We start from the raw sequence: 8,969 nt of genomic DNA, 5'->3' as shown, positions 1-8,969 counted from the left end.
CGGCAGGGGCTGAAGTCAGCCAGAAATACACAACTACTTCAGACCATCCTTAGTAGTTGTGTTGCGTGAGACAAGAATAAATCTGTCCCCTTTTTCCGGATTTCGTACAGTTAACGTTTGGTTAAGGGGCGGGCTTTAGCCCGTCCCAGTGAGCGAAGCGAACGATTTTAACCACTAGTTAGATTCCCCCGGACGTTGTGTTGGCCTATGACTCCAAGCAACCGATAGCGGTGCTAGGTCGGACTAATCTTCTGGCTTGTAAAGCGGACCGTCTTTGTCTCGATAAAAGCTATTCAGAAGAGTTATGGCAGTTTCATCGCCAAGACTTGATGCTTTTATTAGTAGAGACTCTGCCTTTTTGGGGTTTTTCGTTGTGCCTAGTCCCTTGTAATAAAGGATAGATAATTCATAGTGGATAGGCAGGCCTTGATTGAAGGCGCGAGACCAGTGCTTGAAAACCAAATCATAATCTTGGTCATATGAGTGATCCCCAAAATGTAGTAGTCCGTATTGGTAGTGCCCGATAGGCACATCCAAAGTCGCTGCTGTCTTATACAGGGAATTGGCTCTATCAAAATCCTGTTCGCCGCAACTGCCAGTCGCGTAAATGTTTCCTAGATTGATTAGTGCGCCTGGAACATTTCTACTAGATAATTCATTTAAAATTTGTATTCCAGCATCGCAGTTTCCTGACTTTATGGCTGCGTTCGCTTGTTCGAAAATTTTGTTGTCTGCAGCGAATAAGTTAGTTGCAGTCAGGCTTAGGATAAAAAATGCTTTTTGTAGGGTGCTAGATTTCATTATTTAGCTCTAACGTTTGGTTAAGGGGCTGGCTTTAGCCCGTCCCAGCGGCCGGAGCGAATGGCTTGAACCATTTGTTAGCCTTGAGACACACCGAAAAACTGCCGTGCTAATTTCGCAAGCGCTGGGAGCTGACTAAGCTCTGTGCAGATGCTTCCTTCGAACTTCCATGGCTCGGTAATTCCTAGGCTTGAAATCGTGACCTTGAAATTTGCGATGCCTCGAGAATTGCAGGTTGCCTCCAGCATAAATTCACCTTCTATGGACTCCCACTTCTCAGTGGTTTGCCAAGGCAGATCATGGCCTGCAAGGTATTCAAAAACATTGGTCAAGCCGTATGCATCGGTATACGCCCAAACTTCACGCTTAACAACTTGTGCTGAAGAGGTGAAGCAGACAGAAAAGTAGTCGCCTTGCACGTCATCAAATATGAGAGTGTTTCCAGACTCCGTAGACTGAATGGCGAGCATATCTTTCCTCTGTAGGCAAACGTTTGGTTAAGTGGCGGGCTTTAGCCCGTCCCAGTTAGCGAAGCGAACGGTTTGAGCCACTTGTTAGGCATTAAATTACGGAGCCCATGCTAATTATTGGTGCATATACCACGCCCACTAAAAAAAATAGGCAAACAATAGACGCTATTATTGACGTGTATTGCCATTTATTTGTAAATATAACTAGGGGAAGATAGCCGAAAACTGCAACCGCAAGCGAAATTGCCCACCAGTAGTGTAGGTGTGAAAAAAGTATAGTTGTAATGGTTGGCTGGGCAACACCAAAGCCATTATATATGGCTGTATATTTTTCGGCTGCACCAGAACTGAGTGTGTACAGCCACCCTCCGCATAAGAAAACAGTTAGCGTTACGAAGAATGCAAGTAATTTAAGTCTCACGTGATAAATCCTTTTATGCCTAACGCCTATGTTAAGCCGCGCCGCGAAGCGGCGGCGGCTTGAATGTATTGTTAGGCATCAACGTCGCCGCCCTGCTTCTCGCGCTGGTTAACCAACTGTTTAAGCTGTGTACTAATGGCGCGAAGCTCGTTCCGTATTTCTTGTACGGTAGTTTTGTTTGGCCCCTTAAGTGCGTCAACGATCGCTTGGCTAGCGCTTGTGCGAGTTGGCATGTTTTTGAGGTGTTCAACGCCGAGCATAAGTGAATCGCTGTTCTTCCGCAGGACACCGAGAGGGTTTCTGAATCTGTACGATACTTTGACCGTTAGCCCTGTCCCAAGCTTGCTTTCAAGGCCGGAATATTGCCCTCCGTTGAAAATATAACGTTGACCAGCGGATAGGGCAGGGAATCCATCTTTTGGAATGAATGATCCATCTTCGTGTGGCTTCTCTATTCCAAACCAGTTGATCGGTAGTGGCTCTGAGAATGTCACCTCGATTGCGCTACCTCCACCGAGGTTTTCAATCACAAGATCAATGAGGGAGGGAACATCAGGGTTGGGCTGATAATAAACCAAGAGTTGAGGCTGTGAGCCCCTGAGGACAGCCAGATAAGCAACCCATACAGCGAGGAGAGTTGCGAGTGGGCTCACTACGTACGCAATGATCTGAGCTAACAGAGACAAAATTATTCTCCAGAGTATCTATTGACGCCTAACGATTAAGCTAAGGGGCTGGCTTTAGCCAGTCCCAGTGAGCGAAGCGAACGACTTAAGCGCATGGTTAGGTTGTTGCACCATGGTTGGAAGGATAGCAATCAACATACTTGACGCTCTCTACGCCACAGCTTGCGTAAACCCATTTCGACCAATTTTTAACAAGCCAAGCCACGGAGACTCCACCGTTCTCATGTTTAGCTTCGGCTGGAAAAACCAACTCCGTTTGACCCGAATGGTAGCCGGAAGAGCATATGAGTTTAAAGGCGGTCGGCGATTCGCGTTCTTCTATGATCATGAAGTCAACAACTTCTTCAAATGGGTGCTTTGCTGGAAATCGAAAAACGACACCCCTCCAGAATGAAGCATTTTCGTAGCTTATAAGCGGACGCCAATTCATGCTGAAACCTAACGTTTGGTTAAGGGGCGGGCTTTAGGTCGTCCCAGTGAGCGAAGCGAACGGATTGAACCACTAGTTAGAGATTGTGCGCATATAGGAATTTTCTTTGGTGGTGAGCTGCTAACAAGTTGGTGAATAGTAGGAAGAGTGGCGCTCCACCAAACACAACAAATAAAAGGAATAAATCAGATATTGCCCCAGGCAGTTCAGATAATTTGAAACTATATGGTTTCGATGATTGTGGTAGGGAGAAAAAAATTGCCAGTTGAATTAAGACAATACTAGACCCGGCAATATTGCCTAATGTCACCCATTTCGGATGTCTGCGGGCTAAAGGTGGGTAGAAAAAATATACCCACCATAGAGCATGCCAGCCCCACCAGCCAAGGACGATAACAGTTGAGGCTAAAAGAATGATTGCCAGGCCTTTAAGAAATTCAAAGATGGATTCGGCGGCCGCTAAGCTCCCGATAGCTGCGGGTAGATGAGCTACGGCAGGCAGAGTGACAATTGTCCAGCCCAGCAAACAAGGAATTGACAGGATCGCAAAAAGTGTCTGTAGCCAGCGTATTGCCCTCATGTCTTCCCTCTAACGTTTGGTTAAATGGGGCTGGCTTTAGCCTGTCCCAGCGAACGAAGTGAGCGGCTTGAACCGCTTGTTAGGCAGCGGAGCAAAGCGGGCCTCGCTGGCCGATACCGCACAGTGGCCGAACAGCTACGAGCGTTCAAGCTGCTACGTGATGACTGATTCACACCGCTGCATGCCTCTGGTCGCCAACCTCGAAGATAGGGCGAGCATGGGCAACGGGCTAGTTGGCAACGCGATGGTTGAGTATTGAAAGTGAAACAGGCGGCGGCGATACGAACTTCCATGTATGTACGAGCCTTAAAAAGAAATGACGCCTAACGTTTGGTTAAGGGGCGGGCTTTAGCCCGTCCCAGTGAGCGGAGCACGATTTGAACCGTTTGTTAGGCAATTACTAGGAGTTAATTACAATTGTGGATGCAAACATATCGCCAAGTCTTTTTCTGGAGCTGGAAAATATAAAGATAGAGTCCAGTATGCTGACGAATGGAATTGGTATGTTGCGTAAAAAGGATTGAAATATGTTGCAGTTGATATAGCTAAGTTCGCTAACTACAGATATTTTAAAGATTCGTTTTCCAATGCTTTGGCCGTTGGGGAGTGCGTCTGAAAGTAAAAGATACCCGCCGCTAATGGCGAAGGTTAATAATGCTACAATGTTATTTGGTGGTGTGAGAAAATTTGCGATGTGTATTATGGAATATAGTAGAAATGTAGTAATGGCCAAATCGATAATCTTCGCGAAAAGCCGCTTGAAGGGACTGGCCAGATTTTTCGGCTTTTGATATTCGTCGGCGCTGTTTGTTGTGTTCATCCATGTTCTCCAGGTATTAAGGGTTTAACGTTTGGTTAAGCGCTGGCTTTAGCCAGTCCCAGTGAGCGAAGTGAGCGGCTTGAACCGCTTGTTAGGCAGCGGAGCAAACTGGGCTTCGCCGATGGATACCACACATTGGCCGAACCGATTCGGGCGTTCAAAGCCTGCATGTGACGGCGGGTTCACACGGGTATATAGCCATTGGTCGCCAGCCGGGGCAATGGGTATGAGAGAAGCTGGGCGAACGAGGCAACGTGCGAGTTGGCAACGCGGCTGCGGCGAATTGATATATGAAGGTGCGACTGCGAGACGAACTTCCATGTTGTACAAGCCTTAAAAAAGGAATGACGCCTAACGTTTGGTTAAGGGGCGGGCTTTAGCCCGGCCCAGTGAGCAAAGCGAACGATTTGAAACACTTGTTAGGCTCCTGTAGTGATACAGAAGAGCAGTTCACTGCTAGGCGTTTCGGGGTTCGACTGGTGTAAATCGTAGGATTCTTGGATAGTCCGCTTTAGCCAAGCGTATTCTGAAGATGTAGTAATTGCGTACCCGACTGCTGTGCCCTGATGCAAAGCTGAATGCCCGATGTGACCATCTGGGCGACGCACCCAGCCCTCCCAGCCTAATACTGGAATTTTAAGTTGCTCCATTAGTTCAATTGCTTCGAGAGCCTGTAGCAAGGGAAGAACGAGCTCCCTCGTTGACGCTGAATACTGTTGAAGATTCTCAATGCTCATGTTGTGGCCTAACTATAATTAGACACCAAGTGGTGTATAAGACGTTGGATGGGCTTGGTGTATAACATTCCTTGTCATTGGAACTCTCCTTGTCTAGGCTGGGCGCTTCCGAGGGACGATGAATGTATAAGGGAGTTATACACCATGGATGGAAAGCCGCGATTGCTGGATCAGGTGCGGGAGCAGATCAGGCTCAAACACTACTCGATCCGAACTGAATGTGTCTATTGCGAGTGGGTTAAACGCTACGTTCGCTTTCACCAATACCGACATCCGGTTGAAATGGGCGCGCCGGAAGTGGAAGCCTTTCTTTCTGACCTTGCGGTTCGCCGTGATGTATCGGCTTCGACGCAGAATCAGGCGCTAGCCGCATTGCTATTTCTCTATAAAGTTCTTAAGCAGGATCAACCTTGGTTGGGTGAGGTGGTGCGTGCAAAAAAGCCAGCTCGGTTACCGATTGTGCTCTCGATGGGAGGTACATCAGTGAACGAGCCCCCTGAAACACAGGACACCGTTTCCCCCTTACCATAAGGGATAGGCAAACGACTGTGTTTATGACTACCAGCAAAGACAAGACTATCGAAGTGCTCGGCCAAGAGCGGCGTCGCCGCTGGAACGTCGAGGAGAAACTGGCCATGGTGCGCGAGAGCCTGGAACCCAGGCAAAGCGTCTCGGTGGTGGCCCGGCGCAACGGCATCAATCCAAACCAACTATTCCATTGGCGCAAGCTCTATCAAGACGGCAGCCGCTCGGCGGTCAGTGCCGGTGAAGCGGTGGTGTCGGCTTCCGAGTTAGCTGATGCCCTTAAGCAGATCCGCGAACTGCAACGGATGCTGGGCAAGAAGACCATGGAGGCCGAGATCCTCAAGGAAGCGGTGGAGATCGCCCGTCGCGAAAATGGATTGCGCACTCACCCTTGTTGCCGGGGGACGACCAGTGAAAGCAGTCAGTGAAAGTCTCGGTGTAGCGCGTTCGCAATTAACGGCTCGATTAAAACAGCCCGCTCCGGGGACGCAGCCGCGTCGTCGCCGGACGCTCAACGATGCAGCTCTGGTCGAGCAGATCAAGCAGGCCGTCGGCAAGCTGCCCAGCTATGGCTATCGTCGGGTCTGGGGCCTGTTGCGCCGGTAGCATGAACTTGAAATACCGCTCACCTCGGGAGTTCAGGCGCTTGGCTGAGGCATCAACTTGACGGGGCGAGGATGTCCGGTTTGATAGGGGCAAGTCCAGGTGCCAAGCCCCATGTTTATCCGTTTTTTTGTCACGGGATGGATGTAGTTGAAATTCCATAGCCGTTAGCCATTGATTCTCGCTCGCAGCTTAGGCCGTTGCCGTCAGTCAGCGTGTAGTCCTTTTTCCTTAGGCTTGGCAGCTTTCACTTTAAGGTCTGAAAGCCGCGTGGCTTGGGCACCCATGTGTATTCCAAATACATACCAGCTGAACGTTTGGAATACCACCTGGATACATGAACGTATAAATGCTGACGGACGCCCGTGGATGTCGGTGGCGCTGAAAGCCCCGTATTTACTGGATTTAAGGCACAAAAAAGGACGTCCGTGGACGCCCTTAGATGTGTATTTGGTGGAGCCGGGGGGATCCAAAATATATGCATAACCTATTGTTCTTAAATACTTTTTTGAAAGATCTATTGTTAGATGCCCCCATAAGTGCCCCGTGCACGTATTTCCGATGAGCGGCCTTTAGAAGGAGTTGAACTGGCGTCCTGAACTCTCGTTTCGCGACAGGGCGATGCCGGTCGACCACCGAGGAGGATTCAGTAGAATCAGTCGCCTACAGCATAACCCCGGTTACCTGGGCGGGAGGGTTCGATGCCCAGCTTAGCAGCAGGTGTTGGCTAGATGTCAGGTCCGGTAGTTGGGGTTTTTCCGCGGTAGCGCACCATGGGCTCATCTAGGACGATTTGAGCTGAGGTGCGGTATGAGACACTCGATGGTTACCTGTCACAACTGTGGCAAAGCGATGGTTCCGAGGGCGTCATATAGCCGTGGTTTCTGGGGTTATTCGCCTTCGTCCAATCATTGCCCCTTTTGCCTGAGTGAGAACTGGCACGGCGGAAATCCAGGGCTAGGGGCTCGGCTGTTCGCTTTGGTTGGCCTGGGTCTTGGTGTTCTGGCCTGCGCGTTGGTGGGAGCTCTTCTATTTAAAGTGCAGTGGTGGCTTGGTGTCGAGGGACAGTGGCCTCTATTGACGCTGGGCACATGTGCTGTGTCAGTTAGCGCGGGATACCATTTTTACAACTGGTTTGTTGATTGCTGACCGGTGACCATGCTGTGGAAGGCAGCAATCGGCCGATTCTGTTGAAAAAGTAGGTTTAGCGGCAGCAAGGCGGTCGGATGTACCTGCTGTCGAAATGGCTGCAAGCCACTTCAAGTTGCCTTCCGGCGTTTCACTGAGCGTCCTTGCTCCGGTTTAAGGGTTAATTTGAGGGTTTCTGCTCGTAGCAGGCGTACCTATCCCGTCAGCGGTGGCCCTTGAGGCAAAAGCTTGGCCATGCGGCGCAGGTTCTGCACCATCGCAGCTAAGGTGAATTCGTCAGTGGCACCCGTTAGGCCACGCAGTCGTAAACGGTCGAGTTTCATGATCCGTTTGAGGTGGGCGAAAAGCATTTCCACCTTCTTTCGTTCGCAGCGAGAGACGAGGTATTCCGGTGTCTTGGCGATGCGTCGAGCCACGTCGCGGGAAGACTCATGGATGCTGCGGACGATCTTCCGATTCGGCGTGTTGGGGCAGCATTTCGCTTTCAACGAGCAGGTGGCGCAGTCGGTTTGGCTGGAGCGGTAAATGATGGTGTTGGCCTTGGTTACCCGCGATCTTTGCTGAGTGAAGGCACGCCATTCACTGCGTAGCGGTTTGCCGGCTGGGCAGCGATATTCATTGGCTTCCTGATTCCAGTGGAAGTCGTTACTGGAGAGGCTGTCGTCCTTGCGCTCGGTCTTGTCCCACACCGGCACATGCGGCTCGATGTCCTTTTCTTCTACCATCCAGGCCAGCATCGGGGCGGTGCCATAAGCGGTATCGCCGATAAGGCGTTCCGGCGTGAGATCGAAATGCGCTTCGACACGCTCGACCATCGTCCTGGTCGAGTCGACTTCGGCGGTACGGTGCGCCGGGGTAGCTTCCACGTCCATGATCACACCGTGCTCAGTGTCGATCAGGTAATTCGTGGAGTAGGCAAAAAAGGCCGGGCCACCTGGCGCTGCTGTCCAACGGGACTGAGGGTCTGTGAGCGAAATTTTCTTGGGAAGAGCCTCAGCCAGCGCCTCTTCATCAAGGGCTTCGAGGTACTCACGCACTGCTCGGCTGCTGAGCTTTGGGTCGTTCCAATCGACCTGATCTCCCGCCACCCCACGTTGCCGGCTGGCATCCGCCTTAATGATGCTGGCGTCGACGGCGAAACCTTCACCCTTGACTAGGCCGGCTGCCATGCAGCGCCGCAGCACCTCATTGAATAACCAGCGGAATAGATCGCTGTCACGAAAACGCCCATGGCGATTCTTCGAGAAGGTCGAGTGATTGGGTACTTCGTCTTCCAGACCCAGCCGGCAGAACCAGCGATAGGCCAGGTTCAGGTGCACCTCTTCGCACAATCGCCGCTCGGAACGAATGCCATAGCAGTAGCCGACGACCAGCATGCGCACCATCAACTCCGGGTCAATCGAGGGGCGCCCGATGGGGCTATAGAAATCCGCCAGGTAGGCACGCAGATCACTGAGATCCAGGCACTGGTCGATGCTTCGCAGGAGATGTTGGGCCGGGACGTGATCTTCCAGATTGAACGAGTAGAACAGGCGCTGCTGTCCTCCCGGTAACTGTCCCATCATGCTGTTCGCCTCCACGCCCGCTGACAAAGCAATTTTGCCAACGGCATGGGGAGGTCGCTACTTTTTCAACAGAATCGGCCAAAAGCGGACGATTGCTGGCAGGTATTCAAGCTATGTCCCCAGGCCCTGGGGAAATAGCTTGGGGTTTGAGAAAGCCTGCTTAAGGTGGTCGTACACCAATC

8 protein-coding genes and 2 pseudogenes are annotated in these 8,969 nt (G+C 51.1%); 2 read left to right on the top strand and 8 right to left on the bottom strand.

The window, feature by feature from the left end:
• Positions 1 to 243 precede the first annotated feature (243 nt).
• The 6 genes from AC2LD7_RS21515 to AC2LD7_RS21490 form a co-directional block, all read right to left on the bottom strand.
• Positions 244 to 801: a tetratricopeptide repeat protein gene (locus tag AC2LD7_RS21515; protein ID WP_484599659.1), complete on the bottom strand. Its 558-nt coding sequence runs from the start codon at positions 799 to 801 to the stop codon at positions 244 to 246.
• A 77-nt stretch (positions 802 to 878) separates the two neighbouring features.
• Positions 879 to 1,271 (bottom strand): DUF6228 family protein, encoded by a 393-nt coding sequence (locus AC2LD7_RS21510; protein ID WP_484599658.1) that lies wholly within the window; start codon positions 1,269 to 1,271, stop codon positions 879 to 881.
• A gap of 492 nt (positions 1,272 to 1,763) precedes the next feature.
• On the bottom strand, positions 1,764 to 2,378 hold the full coding sequence (locus AC2LD7_RS21505; RefSeq protein WP_484599657.1) for a hypothetical protein: 615 nt from the start codon (positions 2,376 to 2,378) through the stop codon (positions 1,764 to 1,766).
• 97 nt (positions 2,379 to 2,475) lie between these two features.
• Positions 2,476 to 2,808 (bottom strand): Imm45 family immunity protein, encoded by a 333-nt coding sequence (gene imm45, locus AC2LD7_RS21500; protein WP_484599656.1) that lies wholly within the window; start codon positions 2,806 to 2,808, stop codon positions 2,476 to 2,478.
• A 76-nt stretch (positions 2,809 to 2,884) separates the two neighbouring features.
• Complete coding sequence (locus tag AC2LD7_RS21495) at positions 2,885 to 3,388, bottom strand: hypothetical protein (protein ID WP_484599655.1); 504 nt, start codon at positions 3,386 to 3,388, stop codon at positions 2,885 to 2,887.
• 400 nt (positions 3,389 to 3,788) lie between these two features.
• The gene (locus AC2LD7_RS21490; protein ID WP_484599654.1) at positions 3,789 to 4,208 is read right to left on the bottom strand and encodes an RDD family protein; all 420 of its coding nucleotides are present in this window, start codon (positions 4,206 to 4,208) and stop codon (positions 3,789 to 3,791) included.
• Positions 4,209 to 5,089: 881 nt separating this feature from the next.
• Here AC2LD7_RS21490 and AC2LD7_RS21485 point away from each other — a divergent pair.
• Positions 5,090 to 5,476 (top strand): phage integrase N-terminal SAM-like domain-containing protein, encoded by a 387-nt coding sequence (locus AC2LD7_RS21485; RefSeq protein ID WP_484599653.1) that lies wholly within the window; start codon positions 5,090 to 5,092, stop codon positions 5,474 to 5,476.
• A gap of 47 nt (positions 5,477 to 5,523) precedes the next feature.
• Positions 5,524 to 6,073: pseudogene (locus tag AC2LD7_RS21480) on the top strand (transposase); the annotation flags it as partial.
• 98 nt (positions 6,074 to 6,171) lie between these two features.
• On the opposite strand, the pseudogene AC2LD7_RS21475 reads toward AC2LD7_RS21480, so the two are convergent.
• Together AC2LD7_RS21475 and AC2LD7_RS21470 are read right to left on the bottom strand one after the other, a co-directional pair.
• Positions 6,172 to 6,360: pseudogene (locus AC2LD7_RS21475) on the bottom strand (integrase arm-type DNA-binding domain-containing protein); the annotation flags it as partial.
• A gap of 1,056 nt (positions 6,361 to 7,416) precedes the next feature.
• Positions 7,417 to 8,787 carry an IS1182-like element ISCfr1 family transposase gene (locus AC2LD7_RS21470; protein WP_031310882.1) on the bottom strand — a complete coding sequence of 457 codons (1,371 nt, stop codon included), beginning with the start codon at positions 8,785 to 8,787 and terminating at the stop codon, positions 7,417 to 7,419.
• Positions 8,788 to 8,969: the final 182 nt, after the last annotated feature.

It is taken from the genome of Stutzerimonas sp. (assembly GCF_982611455.1).
This window is presented reverse-complemented; position numbering and strand designations above follow the sequence as displayed.